At 55.8% G+C, this 16855-nt stretch carries 12 protein-coding genes and 1 riboswitch; all 12 genes read left to right on the top strand.

The annotated features are described in order from the left end of the window. Positions 1 to 188 precede the first annotated feature (188 nt). The 12 genes from IDH45_RS27990 to IDH45_RS27935 all read left to right on the top strand — a co-directional run bounded on the left by IDH45_RS27990 (position 189) and on the right by IDH45_RS27935 (position 16440). A complete protein-coding gene (locus tag IDH45_RS27990; protein ID WP_190931455.1) occupies positions 189 to 1424 on the top strand; it encodes an ABC transporter ATP-binding protein in 1236 nt (411 codons plus the stop codon). A 31-nt stretch (positions 1425 to 1455) separates the two neighbouring features. Beyond that, positions 1456 to 2211 (top strand): ABC transporter permease, encoded by a 756-nt coding sequence (locus IDH45_RS27985; protein ID WP_397327113.1) that lies wholly within the window; start codon positions 1456 to 1458, stop codon positions 2209 to 2211. Between the two features lie 4 nt (positions 2212 to 2215). Next, complete coding sequence (locus tag IDH45_RS27980) at positions 2216 to 3001, top strand: ABC transporter permease (RefSeq protein ID WP_190931453.1); 786 nt, start codon at positions 2216 to 2218, stop codon at positions 2999 to 3001. An 87-nt stretch (positions 3002 to 3088) separates the two neighbouring features. After that, a complete protein-coding gene (gene bcp / locus IDH45_RS27975) occupies positions 3089 to 3559 on the top strand; it encodes a thioredoxin-dependent thiol peroxidase (protein ID WP_190931452.1) in 471 nt (156 codons plus the stop codon). A gap of 609 nt (positions 3560 to 4168) precedes the next feature. Next, complete coding sequence (locus IDH45_RS27970; protein ID WP_223837026.1) at positions 4169 to 5656, top strand: polysaccharide deacetylase; 1488 nt, start codon at positions 4169 to 4171, stop codon at positions 5654 to 5656. Positions 5657 to 5726: 70 nt separating this feature from the next. Next, positions 5727 to 6719 carry an AAA family ATPase gene (locus tag IDH45_RS27965; RefSeq protein WP_190931450.1) on the top strand — a complete coding sequence of 331 codons (993 nt, stop codon included), beginning with the start codon at positions 5727 to 5729 and terminating at the stop codon, positions 6717 to 6719. Next, positions 6716 to 7933: a DUF58 domain-containing protein gene (locus IDH45_RS27960; protein WP_190931449.1), complete on the top strand. Its 1218-nt coding sequence runs from the start codon at positions 6716 to 6718 to the stop codon at positions 7931 to 7933. Before IDH45_RS27965 ends, IDH45_RS27960 begins: the two co-directional genes overlap by 4 nt. Continuing rightward, entirely contained in the window at positions 7920 to 10364 is a 2445-nt protein-coding gene (locus IDH45_RS27955) for a DUF4129 domain-containing transglutaminase family protein (protein WP_190931448.1), read from the top strand. The genes IDH45_RS27960 and IDH45_RS27955 overlap by 14 nt, the downstream gene beginning before the upstream one ends. Before the next feature lie 301 nt (positions 10365 to 10665). Beyond that, positions 10666 to 12204 carry a glutamine-hydrolyzing GMP synthase gene (gene guaA / locus IDH45_RS27950; protein WP_190931447.1) on the top strand — a complete coding sequence of 513 codons (1539 nt, stop codon included), beginning with the start codon at positions 10666 to 10668 and terminating at the stop codon, positions 12202 to 12204. A 137-nt stretch (positions 12205 to 12341) separates the two neighbouring features. After that, entirely contained in the window at positions 12342 to 12902 is a 561-nt protein-coding gene (locus tag IDH45_RS27945) for a hypothetical protein (protein ID WP_190931446.1), read from the top strand. 699 nt (positions 12903 to 13601) lie between these two features. Next, positions 13602 to 14648, top strand: a complete 1047-nt coding sequence (locus IDH45_RS27940) for a LacI family DNA-binding transcriptional regulator (RefSeq protein WP_190931445.1) — start codon at positions 13602 to 13604, stop codon at positions 14646 to 14648. Positions 14649 to 14777: 129 nt separating this feature from the next. After that, a riboswitch (purine riboswitch) is annotated at positions 14778 to 14878 on the top strand. 182 nt (positions 14879 to 15060) lie between these two features. Further along, positions 15061 to 16440, top strand: a complete 1380-nt coding sequence (locus IDH45_RS27935) for an NCS2 family permease (protein WP_190931444.1) — start codon at positions 15061 to 15063, stop codon at positions 16438 to 16440. Positions 16441 to 16855: the final 415 nt, after the last annotated feature.

The following is a 16855-nucleotide window of genomic DNA, read 5'->3' as shown; positions in this document are numbered from 1 at the left end:
ATCAAGCGCCTACTCCATTATACGTGCCGGGGAATAACCGTCGCAACCCCGAGCCTTGACGGATGCGGAATTTCAATGGACCCGCCGGCGACCAGCAGCCAAAAGTTGGCTTGGCATCAACGGAATCCGGGCCCGGGCACGTTGGCGGAGCTTGTCGTTTGCACTCGTTTCATGTAGGAGGAATCATAATGACAGACGCGTCTATCGCGATAAAAGTTCAAAATCTGCGCAAACAATTTCGCGTTCAGAAAAACCGGGAAGGACTAAAAGGCGCGCTCCGCGACCTATTCAAGCGCGAATATACGGAGGTTGCCGCGGTCAAGGATATCAGTTTCACGATCCCGAAAGGGGAAATATGCGGCTATATCGGCGAGAACGGGGCGGGCAAATCGACCACGATCAAAATGCTGACAGGCATACTCGTTCCGACCTCCGGCGATCTCGAGGTGGGCGGATATGTCCCGTACAAGGAACGGGAGAAGTTCGTCCGGCGGATCGGCGTCGTATTCGGGCAGCGAAGCCAGCTGTGGTGGGATATCGGCGTCGTCGAGTCGTTCCAGCTGCTGCGCAAAGTGTACCGGGTGCCCGAAGCGGAATACCGGCAGCGGCTGGGCGAGCTGACGGACCGGCTCCAGCTCGGCGATCTGCTCCATCGTCCCGTCCGCAAGCTGAGTCTGGGACAACGGATGCGCTGCGAGCTGGCGGCTTCCCTGCTTCACAACCCGGATATTTTGTTTCTGGACGAGCCAACGATCGGACTCGATATTGTCGTGAAGACGGAAATTCGCGAATTTCTTAAACAGATGAACCGTCAGTACGGCACGACGATTTTGCTCACGACGCATGACCTGCAGGATATTGAAGCGTTATGTACGCGCGTCATTATGCTGGACGACGGCAACATTATTTATGATGGCAATCTCGAAGAGCTGAAGACACGTTGGGGCAAAGGCCGGGAAATTACGTTCCGTCTGCACGAGCCGGTCTCGCTGGATACGCTGAACGGATTGACCGAAGGGCTCGGCGTAACGTGGAGCAAAGAAAATGAGCTTGCGGCTAGTGTATGGGTGCCGTTCGAAGCGGCCCCCGTCTCGGTGGTGCTCAGCCGGGTAGTCGGAGCGGTCGAAGTCGGGGATGTGAGTATCCTCGAGCCGAACACGGACGATATCGTACGGGAGATTTACAAGTCCGGTTCGGCGGAAGCGCGGAGCGATTCGCCAGCGCCCGAGCGGTCCGGGCCGGACCCGGACAAGCGGGATGGGAACGGCGAATCCGGCGATGGCGGACACCGTGGCGGCGTGGAAGAGCCGGAAGCAGGTGCCGGGCCGGCGTCTGACGCTGCGAACGGAGACGGAGACAACGGCGGTGCAGAGCCGCAGACAGCCGTTCCGGCAGGGTCGAAGGGAGCGGGCCGCCTTGCTTAATACGTATGTATACGTCATCCGAATCCGCTTCATGATGATGCTGGCTTATCGCGTGAACTATTACAGCGGTATCCTTATTTATGCGCTTAATATCGGAGCGTATTACTTCTTATGGAAAGCGATCTACGGCTCCAGCGAGACGCTGGGCGGCATGACCGTGACGCAGATGACGACGTATGTCGCGGTTTCGTGGATGGCGCGGGCGTTTTATTTCAACAATCTGGATCGCGAGATCGCTACGGAGATCCGTGACGGGAGCGTCGCAGTCCAATTTATCCGGCCCTATAACTATCTGGTCGTTAAAATGATGCAGGGCTTCGGGGAAGGCTTGTTCCGCCTGCTGCTGTTTTCGGTGCCGGGCATGATCATCGCTTCGCTGCTGTTCCCGGTCCAGCTTCCGAAGGAGCCGGCTGTTTGGGTCGTGTTTATGATCATGATGTTTTTCAGCTTTTTGATCAATTCGCAGATTAATATGCTGACCGGGCTGTTCGCCTTTTTCGTGGAGAACAACGAAGGCATGATGCGGATGAAGCGGGTTGCGGTCGATCTGTTCTCCGGTCTGATCATTCCGGTATCGCTGTTCCCCGGTTTTATGGCCAGGGTGCTTGAATGGCTTCCGTTTCAGGCGATTACGTATTTGCCGGGTTCGGTATTTACCGGCCGCGTCACCGGAGCCGCCGTGTACCAGGCGATGTTCGTGCAGTTCGTCTGGTTTGTCGTCTTAATCGTTCCGATCTGGTGGATGTGGCGGAAAGCGCGCAGCCGCCTGTTTGTCCAAGGGGGGTGAAGGGATGTTTTACGCTTCGTTATTTATCGATTATTTCAAAGATTACTTGAAACGGAGGCTGACCTACCGGACGGACTTTCTGATCGAGATCGTCTCGGACTTGCTGTTTCAAGGGATGAACCTCATTTTCATTCTTGTCGTATTCCTTCATACCCCACTGCTGGGCGGGTGGTCTCAAGAGCAGGTTGTGTTTATATACGGATATTTTATGGTGCCGTACGGGATATTCAGTTGCTTCTTCAACTTGTGGGGGTTTACCGAGCGGTATATCGTAAAGGGCGAGATGGACCGTATTCTGACGCGTCCCGCCTATAATTTATGGCAGATTGTACTGGAAAATCTCGATCCCGCCTCATTGTCCGGTACTGTCGTCGGTTTGTTCATTATGGGGTATGCGGGGGCGCAGTTGGACTTGTCCATCGCGTGGTACGATCCGATGATGTTCGTGCTGTTTACAGCCGGGGCGATTATGATTTATGGGGGAGTGTACATCTCCCTGACGTCGGTCTCGTTTTTCTCGGACGCGCCGACGGGCATTTTGCCGCTGATGTGGAACATTCAGAACTACGGAAGGTATCCGGTCAATATTTATAACAAAACGATCAAGTTCGTGCTGACGTTCGTCACCCCGTTCGCTTTCGTCGGCTTTTACCCGGCGGCTTATTTCCTGGACCGGGAAGGCTGGGGCTGGATCGCGCTGTGGACGCCTGTCGTCGGCATCGTATTTTTGACGATCGGCTTATCGCTTTGGAATTTCGGCGTGAAGCGGTACCGGGGAGCCGGATCTTGAGCCGCGGAAAAGCCAGAGGCTTCGAATCTGCGAAGACGGGTTCGAATCGGGTCGGGATTAAAAAGAAAGTAGAGAGAGGGATCGGAGATGTCGCTTTTACAGATCGGACAACCGGCGCCGGACTTCAAGCTTCCGGCCTCGACCGGCAAATCTATATCGCTGAGCCAATTCGCCGGCAAAAAAGTCGTGCTGTTTTTTTACCCCCAGGACATGACCCCCACCTGCACGGCGGAAGCGTGCGAATTCCGCGACGGGATCGGCAAGTTCCGCAGACACGGCGCGGTTGTGCTGGGCATTAGCCCGGACCCGGTGAATCGGCATTTGAAATTTGCGGAGCAATACGGGCTGCCTTATCCGCTGCTGGCCGACGAGGAGCTGGAAGTGTGCAAGCTGTACGACGTATGGAAGCTGAAGAAGCTGTACGGCCGCGAATATATGGGAGTGCAGCGTTCGACGTTTCTGATCGACCGGGAAGGCAAGCTGGCCCACGAATGGCGCAACGTGCGGATCAAGGGGCACGTAGAAGCGGTGCTGGCGGCGGTGAAAGGGCTGGAGTAGATGGAAGGTAGTATGGTGAGCTGATGTCGGATCGAAAGACCGGGAGAATGCGTCCAGTTCGATTTACGGCGTAAATCATGAACGGGGTTGATCTTTTTCTGCGGTCTTGGCCGGCTGAGGGCAGGCGAGAAGCGCTGCCCAACCTGAACCAAACTTGTGGTTATATAAGTTGAACTAAATATCATCCATGAATAAGCTGAATGTAGTGGAGAAAAGAAATTAGCTTGAAAGCGAGTTTTGGCTTTGAGTGTCAACCGTCCGAAGGCCAATCCAATCCGAGACACTCAAAACAAGATGTCTGAAGCTTCAAGCAATTTTTTTCGCAATGAAATGGACTTCAAACAATAGTTCAACTTATATAGTTTGTAGAGTAGTCCGGATGGCGGCCGGATATCTCTTTTTTGTCGGAAGTAGGAGATTCGCTTGAGGCGAGTCTCTTTTTTTGTGTGCGCAAAAGGATGCCGCTTCATCTTGAAACAGGCTATTGATAAAGACATCTCCATAAAGTGTTACTGCACATCCGGTCCGCCTCAGGTCATACTCCTGGCGTTTCTACCATATACTCTAGCAGCGCGAAAAATCGCAATAGGCATGTACGGAGGGACCGGGATGGAGAGACGGATGATGGCGGACGGGAAGCATTTTGACTGGAAAACGGTACTGCAATGGATGGGGCTGCTGCTGGCGGTCTCGCTGCTTGCGCTGCCGCTGCTTGAGGTCCGCGCTTCGGCGGAAGATCTGGCTCCATCCGACTCGGAGAAGGCGGTATACGACCGGCTGAAGGCCGGACAAAGGCAGGCTGCAGAGCGGGAATACGCAACCCCGGAGCGGCCTACCGTTTATTTAACATTTGATGACGGTCCGAGCGCCCATACGCCGGAAGTTCTCGATATCTTACAGCAGGAACAGGTGAACGCAACGTTTTTCGTGCTTGGCGAATCGGCCAAGGCTAGACCGGAGCTGGTGAAGCGGATCGTACAGGAAGGGCATGCGATCGGCAACCATACCTACAACCACGTGTACGCCGATTTGTACGGAAGCTTCGGCACGTTCTGGGATCAGGTCCGGCAGACAGATGCGGTGCTGGAGGGGAAGGCGGGGGTGAGCACGCGCCTGCTGCGGGCTCCGGGAGGCACGAGCACGAATTTTGACGCTGCCTATTTTTACGTATTGGAGCAAGCGGGCTACCATATCTTCGATTGGAACGTGGACAGCGGCGACTCGCGGCGTAAAGGGGTGCCGGCTTCCGAGATCGTGGCTAATTCCATGAATGTAACGTTGCGTCACGAGATGACCGTCCTGCTGCATGACGGGTCCGGACACGCCGAGACGGTTAAGGCACTTCCGGCGATTATCCGCTATTACAAAGAGAAAGGCTACTCGTTCGCGTCGCTTTCGCCCGAGGTGAAGCCGGTTCAGTTCGCAGTCAGCAAGCCGAAGTGGAACCGGAGCGGCGGCACCTTTGCCGAATATAACGCTTGGATCGCTGCTGCTAAGGAACGATCGGCTGTCTGGCCGGGTCAGGAGGAGCGGAACGTCCGGCAAGCGTTGGCGTGTGCGGAAGAGGAGGCGGAAAAAAATGCCGTGCTGTCCGTTGCGGGACCGGCTGCATCGTCTGAGCAGGCGGCTCCGCCGCTGACGCTCCGGATCGGGACGTCTGCGCTCGCTATGGAAGGAAGCGACTACTCGCTTCAGTCCGACCGGTTGTACGTTCCGCTGCGGGCGCTTGTGGAATCGTCCGGAGGCTTTGTCGAATGGGAAGCGGACAGCCGCAAAGCAACCGCCCGGTACGGGATGTACCAGGTCATCTACGATCTGCCGGATCGGTCGGTCACCGTGATCGCCCCCGGCAAAGAGCCGAGAAAGCTGGTGCTGCCCGGTATGCAATTAAAGGATAACCGGCTGATTGTCCCGCTTCGCTCCGCGGTCGAGCTGCTGGGCGGAGAAGTGAGCGATTATTCGTTTCTGGCGGACAGCCGCGAGGTAACGGTGAACATGCGGGACGGGTACGGCTTGGCAGCGGCGCCGAAGCATCTGGACCTGGAGTGGCGGAACTTCATCTATTTGGCGGACGGACCGAAATCTCCGAAATTTTAATAGAAGCAAGTCTAAATTGGTAGAACGAAGGGAAAACTGAAACTATCGATAAGATAGGGAGGTTTTCCACATGCAGCTAGGACGCGGCGCTCCTTCGCCGTTCGATCGGCCCCACCCCTTCATAGAGCGGATCGTCCATCAAGTCGAGAAGGCGATCGTCGGCAAGCGCGAGAGCATCGAGGCGGTTGTCATCGCCTTTTTGTGCGGAGGACATATATTGCTCGAGGATGTGCCGGGAGTCGGCAAGACGATGCTCGTCCGCGCGATGGCCAAGACGGTGGGAGCTTCGTTTAAACGGATACAATGCACGTCCGACCTGCTTCCGTCCGATGTGACCGGCGTGTCGGTATATAACCAGCGGAGCGGGGAATTTGAATTTCGCCCCGGGCCAGTGATGGCGAACGTCGTGCTGGCGGATGAGATGAACCGCGCGTCTCCGAAGACGCAGTCCGCTCTGCTTGAGGCGATGGAAGAAAAACAGCTGACCGTCGACGGCGAAACTTGCCTGCTGCCGGAGCCGTTTATGCTGCTCGCTACGCAAAATCCGGTGGAGCACGAGGGGACGTATCCGTTGCCGGAGGCTCAGTTGGACCGGTTTCTGCTGAAGATCAGGCTGGGTTACCCGGAGGAACGGCATGAGGTGGAGCTGCTCGGACGGCTGCAGGAGCGTCATCCCCTGGATGAGGTCAGGGCGGTGCTGCTGGTCGAGGAGTGGATTCGGCTTCAACAGGAAGTAAGGCAAGTTCTCGTAGACGAGACGCTGAAGCAGTACATCGTCCGGCTGACGTCCGCTACCCGCACGCATCCGGACGTGGCGCTCGGCGCCAGCCCCCGGGCGTCGTATGCGCTGATGCGCGCCGCGCAGGCGAAGGCGTTCTGCAACGGGCGTTCTTATGTGGTGCCGGACGACATCAAGGCTATGGCGCTGCCCGTCATCGCTCACCGGCTCGCGCTTCAGCCGGACGCCCGTTATACGGGCAAAACGGCGGATACTATCGTCAGACAGCTGATCGCAACGATTCCCGTTCCGACGGTTCAGGCGGCTTCGGGGAGGACGTCATGAGAAGTTGGAGCTGGGGGAATTTTGCGGCTGTAGCCGGGTTATGCTTAGGTTCTTACGGGTTATATGCATGGAGAGGCGGCTACTCCTCTTCCTTCCTCCTGTATGGAACGGCGGCGCTGTTAATCCTGGCGCTGCTCCCTGTAAGTCTCGGAATGAGAGGACTGCGGGTGGAGCGGACTATCGAGCAGAGCCGTTATTTTGCCGGAGAAGACGTTCCAGTGACGGTTACGATTCGCCGGGGAACCGTCTTTCCGGCCGGTTGGATCGTAGTGACCGACGTGTGGACGGACGGAAGGGAGGAATACCGCCACAGCCGGCTGCTGTTTCCCGGCTTTCGCGGTATTGTTCGTTATCGGTACAAGCTGAGCCGTGCCGCCCGCGGGCAGTATCGGTTTTTCCGCACGGATGTTCATGCCGGGGATTGGATCGGACTGCTTCGCAGGCGTCTTTCTTTTGCGGGGGAGAACGGGATTGCGGTTTATCCGAAGCCGCTACATCTGGATCAATACGGCAAAAGGACGTTCGCCGAATCGGACAACCCGGTTGCGCTGCCGTGGATGAAGCCGAGCCAATCGTCGGTGATGACCGGCATTCGCGGATATGCGCCCGGAGACCCGCAACGGACGATTCATTGGAAGGCGACCGCCCGCAGCGGGTCATTGATGACGAAATCATCCGATCCTACGGATTCCGGCCGTCTACTGGTCGTATTGGACCGTTCCTCTGACGTCTATGTAGGAAAAGAAGGTGCCGAACGGTTCGAAGCTTGTGTCCGGGTGGCTGCGGGCTTGGCGGAGCAGGCTGTGCGGCAGCGCCTGCAGATCGGTTTGTATGCGGGCTCTCCGGATCAGGCGTTTCCCCTGGCTCTTACACCGGGGCCGGCGGGCATGTATGAGCTGTTGAGCCGGGTCAAGGCGGACGAGCCCGGCTCGGCGGCGGACCTGATATTGCAGGAAGCTGCGGGCTGGCCTGCGGAGTGCCCGGTTGCCCTCGTCACCGCGGCAGCGGACGAATCGGTCGTCCGCGCAGCGCGCATATTGCGTTCGTGCCGGCGCAGACTCGACGTATGGCTTGTCCATACCGGCACGGAGATGCCGGACCGTTACCGCCCATGGGTACAGGAGCTGGAGACGGCCGGGTGCCGCGTATACGCCGTAGCCCTGGTGCGTTCGCATTGGCGCGAAGCGGGAGGTGCCGAAGATGTTATCGTCTGAACGGTCGTATATTCGAGAAGGTGTTGCTTCGGTGCTGTTGTTTGCGCTGCTGCTCGAATGGCTGCGTCCTTTGCTGGACATGTCGGAATGGAGCGGCGTGTACCGGATCAGTCCGTTTTTGCTGGCGTTCGGTTTGTTTCTGGCCGTCGATTGGGTGCGGTTGTCCCCTTGGATCGGATGGCCGCTTAGAATGATCGTTTGTGTCGGCATCGTCGGTTTTTTGTTTGACAGTCCCGGGTTTCCGGGGGTGGGGTGGCTGATCCACCATGCGGGGCTGACGATGCAGGATGCGGTGGCGCTTGCGGACGGAGAATTTGCCTATTTCAGTCCGGAAAACCGGACGATGCTCTTTCTGATCGGCTGGTCGATGATGATCAGCGTCATATATGCCTCGGTCGTGGAGCGGCAGCAGGCGTTGTGGTTCGTGGCTGCTACGCTGCTGTATCTGCTCGGGCTTCAGCTGTGGCCCGGCGTGAATACGGCCAATGCGGTTATCCGCACTGTCTGGTTCGGCTTTTTGCTGATGGGGCTGCTGCAGTTTTCCCGGCTGGTCAGCCGATTCGAGCTGCGGCATCGTCCAAGCGGCTGGCCCGCGCGCTGGCTGGCGGTCGTTCCGCTGCTGCTTGCGGCTGTCGTGGCAGTCGGCTTATGGCTTCCGCCAGAGGCAAGCACTGGCGTCATGAAGCCGCTGAATTCCAGCGGTCTGGCCGACCGACTCGCCTCTTGGGCGAATGGCGGAACTGGAGCGGCTGCTTCCGTGGCGGCCGGGACATCCGGACCGGCCAGAACGGGATACGGCGAAGATGACTCGGTTCTGGGAGGACCGGTACGCCCGGACGACTCGGTCGCTTTTTATGCCCGGACGGAGAAGCTGACTTATTGGCGGGGGGAGGCCAAGACGCTGTATACGGGCCAAGGCTGGGAGAAGGGAGCAGCGTCTTCGGAAGCGGCAGCTTTATCGGCAGCGGACAGCGGATGGAGGGGAGCTCCGATCGTGCAGGAAGTGACGCTTGTCGATGCGGCGCTCGCCGGGCGGTTGTTCGCAGGAGGGACGATCGTAGAGATCGAGCGGCTCGTGGCCCGGAGCGGGCGCAATCTCGCTCCCTTGGATGTAATTGAGAGGGGCGGCGCCTATACAAGCGCTTGGTCCGCCTCAGATCCTTTGTTGTCATACCGGGTGAAGGTGGCGGTGCCTCCGAAGGGCGGCGGGACATCCGACACTGTTGCTGTTCGTGCCTCAGTTCCGGATAACAGCTGGACTTTGACCATGGCGCCTTCCGAGGCATGGACGGTAACCGCGGCCGTTCATCAGCCTGCGGAGCTGGCCCCGATCCCGGTGCTCCCGGAACCGGCTGCGGCAGAGGCGGCGGACGGCGAGGCTGATGCCGCAGCAGAGAGCGCCCGACGATCCGAGTCGCTGCGGGACCGGGAGACGTTCCGCGCGGAGCTGCAGCTTCCGCCGGGACTGCCGGCTCGGGTATACGCGCTTGCCGATGCGCTCACAGCCGGCCTGACCGGCGATGCGGAGCGGGCGCAAGCGATAGAATCGTTTTTGCAGGAAAATTATACGTACCGGATGGACGTTCCAGAGCTGCCGAAGACAGCGGCAGATTTTGCGGATACGTTTTTGTTCGAGACGAAGGTAGGCTATTGCGACTACTTCTCAACCTCGATGGCCGTGCTGCTCCGGGCGACAGGTATTCCGGCGCGATGGGTGAAAGGATTTACGTCCGGTCAGGTGACCGGAACCGGAGCGGGCGGGATGCTGGACGTTACGGTGCTGAACCGGAACGCCCACTCGTGGGTCGAGGCGTATATTCCGGGCAGCGGGTGGACCGTGTTCGATCCGACGCCGGTCGGCCCCGACTCGGCCCCGGCAGAGAACGCAGCCGCCGTCCAGGCGTCCGCTCTGCCATCAGCGGCGGGGGCCGCCGATGGCGATGCGCCGCTGCTGCAGCGGCTGCAGCAGCGGATGGCCGAAGCCGGACAATGGCTGTCCGGCTTCGGAAGACAGGGCGCCGGCGGCAGCGATACGCTTTCCGCCGGCATGAAGTGGACCGCGGCGGCGCTGATCGCGCTTCTGCTGCCGCTGCTGATTATGCTCGTCCGGATCGTCCGGCGGAGCCCGTCGATCCGGAACGGCCCGGGCTACCCTTCCGCGGGTGCCTATACGAGCAGAAGAGCGTCCTCCTTCCGGCCGTTCGACAAGCTGTGGATCAGGCTGTTCGGCCGGCTCGGACGCAAGAAGCCGGAGCACACCGTCCGCGAATACGTCGAATCGCTGCCGCTGTCCGAGGTTGGACAACGCGAGGCGCTGCTCGATTTCGTGAAGCGGTACGAAGCGGTCCGCTACGGAGCCGCCCCGGTTCCGCGGACGACCGCGCGCGGCTTGAAGGAGCTATGGCGGCGAATTACGCACGGGAAGGAATAGCCGACCCAATGAATAGATTGCGGTCGCACATCGGAGATCTGATCATATCGGTTTTGCCGGCTCGATGTGCTGACGAAATGGACTTCCTCGATTATTAGATGAAATCGATCATCTGATAATTGGAGGGAGTCTTTTTATTAAGCTTCCACACCCCTCGATCTCATTATGGATTGCCCGATTGTTTGAGCTGCTCATATTTGGCAAACTGCAATATTGCTTTTTGAACAAGCTCTTATATATAATTAACTCTAAATGAAAACGAATGAAAACGAAAAGCGTTAACGCTTTTGAGGGGGCCTATATGAGCAAGCCGAATGAAATGATCGTCGTGCTGGACTTCGGAGGACAATACAATCAGCTTATCGCGCGCCGTATTCGCGATATGGGCGTTTACAGCGAGCTTCTGCCTTACAACACAACGGTGGAGAAAATCCGCGAGCTGTCGCCGAAAGGAATTGTGTTCTCCGGCGGACCGGCCAGCGTGTATGAGGACAACTCGCCGAAGGTTGATCCGGGCATCTATGAGCTGGGACTTCCGATTCTGGGGATCTGCTACGGCATGCAGCTGATGGCGTTCCAACTGAACGGCAAGGTGGACAAATCGACGAAGCGAGAGTACGGCAAAGCCGACGTCGAATTCCAGGCAAGCAGCAGCCTGATCAAAGGGCTGGAGAGCAAGCAAACTGTCTGGATGAGCCACGGGGACCACGTATCCGTGCTTCCGGAAGGGTTCGTCGTAGATGCGAGCACCGAGCACGCTCCGGTAGCGGCGATGAGCCATCCGGACAAAAAGTTTTTTGCCGTCCAGTTCCATCCCGAAGTGCGTCATTCCGTCTATGGCAACGAGATGATCCGCAACTTCCTGTTTGATGTGTGCGGCTGCGAAGGCAACTGGAGCATGGAGACGTTTATCGAAGATACGATCCGCGAAATCCGGGATCAGGTCGGCGACAGCAAAGTGCTGTGCGCGCTGAGCGGCGGCGTCGATTCGTCTGTTGTAGCCATTTTGCTCCACAAGGCGATCGGGCCGCAGCTGACTTGCATGTTTATCGACCACGGACTGCTCCGCAAAGGAGAAGCCGAAGGCGTGATGGAGACGTTCGTCGGCAAGTTCGATATGAAAGTCGTCAAGATCGACGCGCGCGACCGGTTTATGTCTAAGCTGAAAGGTGTAGACGATCCGGAGCAGAAGCGTAAAATTATCGGCAACGAGTTTATTTATGTGTTCCAGGAAGAGTCGGCGAAGTTTGACGACTTCGAATTTTTGGCTCAAGGAACGCTGTATACAGATATTATCGAAAGCGGCACCGCTACGGCGCAAACGATCAAGTCGCACCACAACGTCGGGGGCTTGCCGGAAGACATCAAGTTCAAGCTGGTCGAGCCGCTCAAAGCGTTGTTCAAGGACGAAGTCCGCAAAGTAGGCGAGGAGTGCGGTCTGCCGGAGGCAATCGTATGGCGCCAGCCGTTCCCGGGACCGGGGCTCGCGATCCGCGTGCTCGGCGAAGTGACCGAGGAGAAGCTGCACATCGTCCGCGAATCCGACGCCATCCTGCGCGATGAAATCGCAAAGGCGGGACTCGATCGCGAGATCTGGCAATATTTCACGGCATTGCCGAACATGAAAAGCGTCGGCGTTATGGGTGACGGCCGTACGTATTCGCACACCGTCGGCATCCGCGCCGTCACGTCCATCGACGGCATGACCGCCGACTGGGCGCGTATTCCGTGGGACGTACTGGAGAAAATCTCTGTGCGCATCGTCAACGAAGTCGAGAACGTCAACCGCGTCGTGTACGACATTACGTCCAAGCCTCCCGCAACGATCGAGTGGGAGTAAAGAGCCGACAACAAGCCGCTGGAGCGATAAGCTTCGGCGGTTTTTTTGGAATCGGCTTGGAAAAATAAACCGCAAGCTCCATTGGATCGTCTGTTAGATAAGGAAGATTTGTGGATCAAGGAGGTACATTCGTGCCTGTGAACAAAGCTAAAATAGGGACGTTGCTGATAATCGCAGCGGTATTGCTACTAACGGGAGGAACCGTTCATCACTCCCAATTGGCTCACGACTCGGCGGCTGTGAACCAGGATGAGTTCACAGAAGAAGCTCCTCAGCTCGAGAAACGGGAACGGGCCGCCAAACTCGAACGATACGTCATGCTCCAAAATGCTTTCGAAGCCGAGAATGCGAAGTTTGAAGCGATGCCTGCCCAAACCGTGCATCAAATCGAAGAAAGTATGGAGCAGGGCCGGAAAGTAAAGGAAATCGGCCGGGAGCTCGGTTTGCTCGAGAGAGAGGTTGATCCCGATTATCCCAGACGAGAGCTGGAGAGCAGATTAAAAGGAGCGAAAGCGGTTATAGCCGACGGACAAAAGCTGCTGCTCCACTATAAGAAAAGAAACGATCCGCAGTACGAAGCCTTCCTTCAATTGAACGCATACAAGTCGGAACGGCTAGCCCAGTTGGAGAAAGAGGCTGAGGAGCAGTCCAAAGAAATCCCGCAGCTTCTGAAGGAGCTGGAGGAACTGATGAATTGAAGCTGGCTGTCTAGCCACACGCGAAGGGACACAAGAGGCCGTTTCAAAAACGTACGTGTAGGGGCTGCCGGACCGGCGGCTTTTTCTTTAACATATAAGTAGAATTGATAAAATTTCGTGAGTAGAAGAGCTTCTGATCTGCCAGAAAGTTTAAGATCTTTACTGGTCTTTACGGTGCTAAAGGGAATGGAGGAGTTTCTTTCCTTGGCGTTTGGGAACGTATACTCAGGTACAATACCTAACGAATCGTATGGTGCTTATCGCTGAAAAACGACGTTATTCCAGACGTAACGAATCCGGGGATCGTTATTGAACCCAAAGTGGCGAACAAACGATCCGATTTGCGGAAATAACGATACGAGAGTTCGTTACAAATTCAAACACTCGCATTCGGCTCTGATAACGGTTGCTGGGTTCGTTAGCGATACCACCGCAAAAAGACAAACGACCTGAGGGCGAGCGGCTGGAGCGAAGGAAGGGGGATCCATTCCCTTTCACGCGTTAGCGTATCGGTTTGTACGTCAAAGGACCGTCTGGACGCTTTTCCGGACGGTTTTCCTTATGTTTACGGATCAGCGAACTTGCGAATGCGCCGCTGCAAAGTATGCGTATGTTTGATACAGGATTTAGGATGCGAAATCAGCCGGATTCGTTTATAGTAAGAGGGGATCGACCGATTCGGAGAAAGGGTGTTACCGTTTGAGGGTCACGGTTAAAGATATAGCGAAAATTGCCGGAGTGACGCAGCCTACCGTGTCGAAGGCGCTGAACAATGAGCCGGGTGTCAGTGAACGAACAAGAATGCGTATTCTTACGATCGCTAAGGAATTGAACTATGTACCCAATCTCGCGGCAAAACGGCTGGTACAGCGCAAGTCGGACTGCATCGGGCTGGTATGGCCGAGTGCGGGCGGGCTGTTTCATTTTCGTCTCTCGCAAGAGATCCAGAAGGAAGTAACGAGGCGCGGATACACGTTTCTGATCTCGGTAGCCGACCCTGCGGTAGCCGTGCATACGTTTAACGACCACTTCGTTGACCGCATCTTGTTCTGGGAAGGTCCGGGATGGGTGCCCAGTCTCGATTTTATAAAGGAGAAGGAATCGTTTCAGGGGAAAATGGTTGTAATGGGCGGCGCCAAACTGGAGGGAGCTCACCGGATTCAGATCGATCGCCAGAGAGGCTTCTATAAAGCGATGAAGCATCTGGCCGAGCTGGGGCACCGCAAAGTGTCGTATATCGGATATTTGAACGACAAATACTCCGGATTCATGCAAGGTATGGTAGAATTCCGCATGGAGCATCACCCGGATTACTTCATTCGCCGCGATGAGCGAAGCGGATTGGAGTCGGAGGCGGAACTGCTCGCCATGCTGACCCGGCCCAAGGAAGAACGGGTGACGGCGGTTATCGTAGACAGTCAGGGCACGTTATTCCGGGTGCAAAGGTGTTTCCGTCAGCTCGGGATTCGGATACCGGAGGACATGTCTTTGATTTCGTACGATAATATACCGGAGATGACGACGCTGCTGGAAGTGCCTTTAACCGTTATTGGTCCAAGCATCGAGCATATGGTCAGAACCGCACTCGATATGCTGATCGGCGATGACGATACCCGGCATCCGGTCAAAGGCGGAGAGCCCGAGCAAGAGCAGCTGAACGAAGACGGGACTTTCTTCTGGCAGAACGTCGTGGTGGAGCCCGAGCTTGTGATTCGTCAGTCGACGCAGCCGGTTGCGGGATCGTGAGCGGAAGGAAAGGGCCTGAAATCCGATGAAAATACAATGAAAACGCATACTTCCCGAACGAAGTTGCAAATAGTCAAATTCAATGTTCGGATTTGTATTGACAACGTTCGACAGTACGCATTAGAATATGTTTGAATAACATACTGTTTTCGTATAATCTCAAGAATTGGCTTGAGAGTTTCTACGAGGTCACCGTAAATGATCTGGCTACGAAACAGGGAAGCAAAGCAGGATGGCCGCGACCTTTCGCACCGGACCGGTCATGGATGCATAACGCTTCCCTGGGAGTGGAAACCTAGACATTGTGCCTGGAGCCGTCTAAGGTTTTTTTGTTTTACCGCTACCGTGCGGCACTCCCGACGTGCGTTTTTGTTATTCCAAGTAAATATTATTTAGGAGGAATAGTAAAAAAATGGATCGTTATTTTAGGTTGAAGGAGAACGGGACCACGGTCCGAACCGAGATTATCGCCGGTTTGACCACTTTCATGACGATGGCTTACATTTTATTCGTCAACACGCTGTTCTTGGGTGAAAATGGTGCGGGAATTCCGAACGAAGGCGTCTTCTTCGCTACGGCGGTCGGCGCAGGATTGGTTACGCTTGCGATGGGGCTGTTCGTCAACATTCCGGTGGCGCTAGCTCCGGGGATGGGCTTGAACGCTTACTTCATGACAGTCGTATTGACTTCTAACGGTGCAATTACTTGGCAAACCGCGCTGGGCGCTGTATTCCTGTCGGGTATTGTATTTATCATTTTGACGGTTACCAAAGTGCGCCAAATGCTCCTAAGAGCCGTTCCGCACAACCTGAAAATTGCTATTACGGTCGGGATCGGGTTGTTCATTACGATTATCGGGGCGAAACTGGCCAACATTATGATGGTCAGCGTAAATCCGGGCACCGACGTGAATGCGACACCGGTATTGAACTCGAACCAGTTTAATATCGTGATGGGCGATTTTATACATAATAAAGATACGGGGCTTGCGCTCATTGCGCTGATCCTGATTGCCGTTCTTATGGTTTTGCGGGTAAAAGGCGCGCTGCTGATCGGTATCGTCGCAGCGACCCTTATCGGGATTCCGATGGGCGTAACGAACGTAAGCGGCCTGTCCGGCGCGAGCTGGCTGCCGTCCTTCGACAACCTGGCCGTAGGCAAGCTCGATATTATGGGAGCTTTCGGCGTAGGGATTATCGAGATCATCCTGATCTTTACGTTCGTTGAATTGTTCGATACGTTCGGCACGCTGGTTGGTACAGCGAGCCGTGCGGGGATTTTGAAGGATAAAGAAAAAGGCGAGAAGAAAGTCGGTAAAGCGATGCTCGTAGACGCTGCAGGTGTAAGTACGGGCGCATTGCTGGGAACAAGCACGATTACGGCATATGTGGAGAGCGCGAGCGGTGTCGCTGAAGGCGGACGTACCGGTCTGACCGCTGTAACTACAGGCGTATTGTTCATTCTGGCGTTGTTTATCGCTCCGCTTGCCCTGATCGTTCCGTCTGCTGCTACGGCTCCGGCGCTGATTATCGTCGGCGTACTGATGATGTCGCAAGTGAAAGAGATCGAGTGGGACAATTTCTTCGAAGCTTTCCCTGCGTTCTTGACGATCGTTATGATGCCGTTCACGAACAGCATCGCCAACGGGATTTCGTTCGGTGTCGTTTCCTACACGCTGCTTGCCATTATCAGCAATCTCGTTTTCCCGAAAAGACGGGTTCCGGTTCACTGGCTGCTGTGGGTCATCAGCATATTGATCGTCATTCGTTATATGTTCCTCGGGGTACACTGATTGTATATAGGAGAGAGGCGCCGGCTGCGTGTCGGCGTTTCTTTTTTATTTGGAACGGTCCTTGTTGAATCAGTTATAAAAAAAGTTCAATTTTTTGTTTGCATATCGTGGCGAAATTTGTTATATTAGAACTCGCCGCTTCAAACGGCAGCCATTCGGTAAAAATTGCAAAGCAAAAAAAGACTTGCAATGATAACCCCGGATGTGGTATATTAAGAAAGTCGCCGCTTGAAACCTTGTCTTAAAGGGAACGACGCAGCGGCAAGCAGGACAAGCTTTTGCTCCTTGAAAACTGAACAACGAGCGTGCAAGTGATGATCTCGCGAGAGATCAAAACAAGTCGAGTTATCGACACAAGTCAGTACGTTTGAGCAATCAGCTCTAAAATAAAGAGATGCTTCTCGTGAGTGAAATC

This window comes from Paenibacillus oceani (assembly GCF_014705615.1).
Lineage (GTDB): Bacteria > Bacillota > Bacilli > Paenibacillales > NBRC-103111 > Paenibacillus_AB > Paenibacillus_AB oceani.
The sequence above is the reverse complement of the archived record's forward strand: the minus strand, read 5'-3'. Positions and strand labels throughout refer to the sequence as shown.

Coding starts and splice junctions, on each gene's coding strand:
- IDH45_RS27990 (WP_190931455.1), top strand. CDS start 189: ATGACAGACGCGTCTATCGCGATAAAAGTTCAAAATCTGCGCAAACAA.
- IDH45_RS27985 (WP_397327113.1), top strand. CDS start 1,456: ATGATGATGCTGGCTTATCGCGTGAACTATTACAGCGGTATCCTTATT.
- IDH45_RS27980 (WP_190931453.1), top strand. CDS start 2,216: ATGTTTTACGCTTCGTTATTTATCGATTATTTCAAAGATTACTTGAAA.
- bcp (WP_190931452.1), top strand. CDS start 3,089: ATGTCGCTTTTACAGATCGGACAACCGGCGCCGGACTTCAAGCTTCCG.
- IDH45_RS27970 (WP_223837026.1), top strand. CDS start 4,169: ATGGAGAGACGGATGATGGCGGACGGGAAGCATTTTGACTGGAAAACG.
- IDH45_RS27965 (WP_190931450.1), top strand. CDS start 5,727: ATGCAGCTAGGACGCGGCGCTCCTTCGCCGTTCGATCGGCCCCACCCC.
- IDH45_RS27960 (WP_190931449.1), top strand. CDS start 6,716: ATGAGAAGTTGGAGCTGGGGGAATTTTGCGGCTGTAGCCGGGTTATGC.
- IDH45_RS27955 (WP_190931448.1), top strand. CDS start 7,920: ATGTTATCGTCTGAACGGTCGTATATTCGAGAAGGTGTTGCTTCGGTG.
- guaA (WP_190931447.1), top strand. CDS start 10,666: ATGAGCAAGCCGAATGAAATGATCGTCGTGCTGGACTTCGGAGGACAA.
- IDH45_RS27935 (WP_190931444.1), top strand. CDS start 15,061: ATGGATCGTTATTTTAGGTTGAAGGAGAACGGGACCACGGTCCGAACC.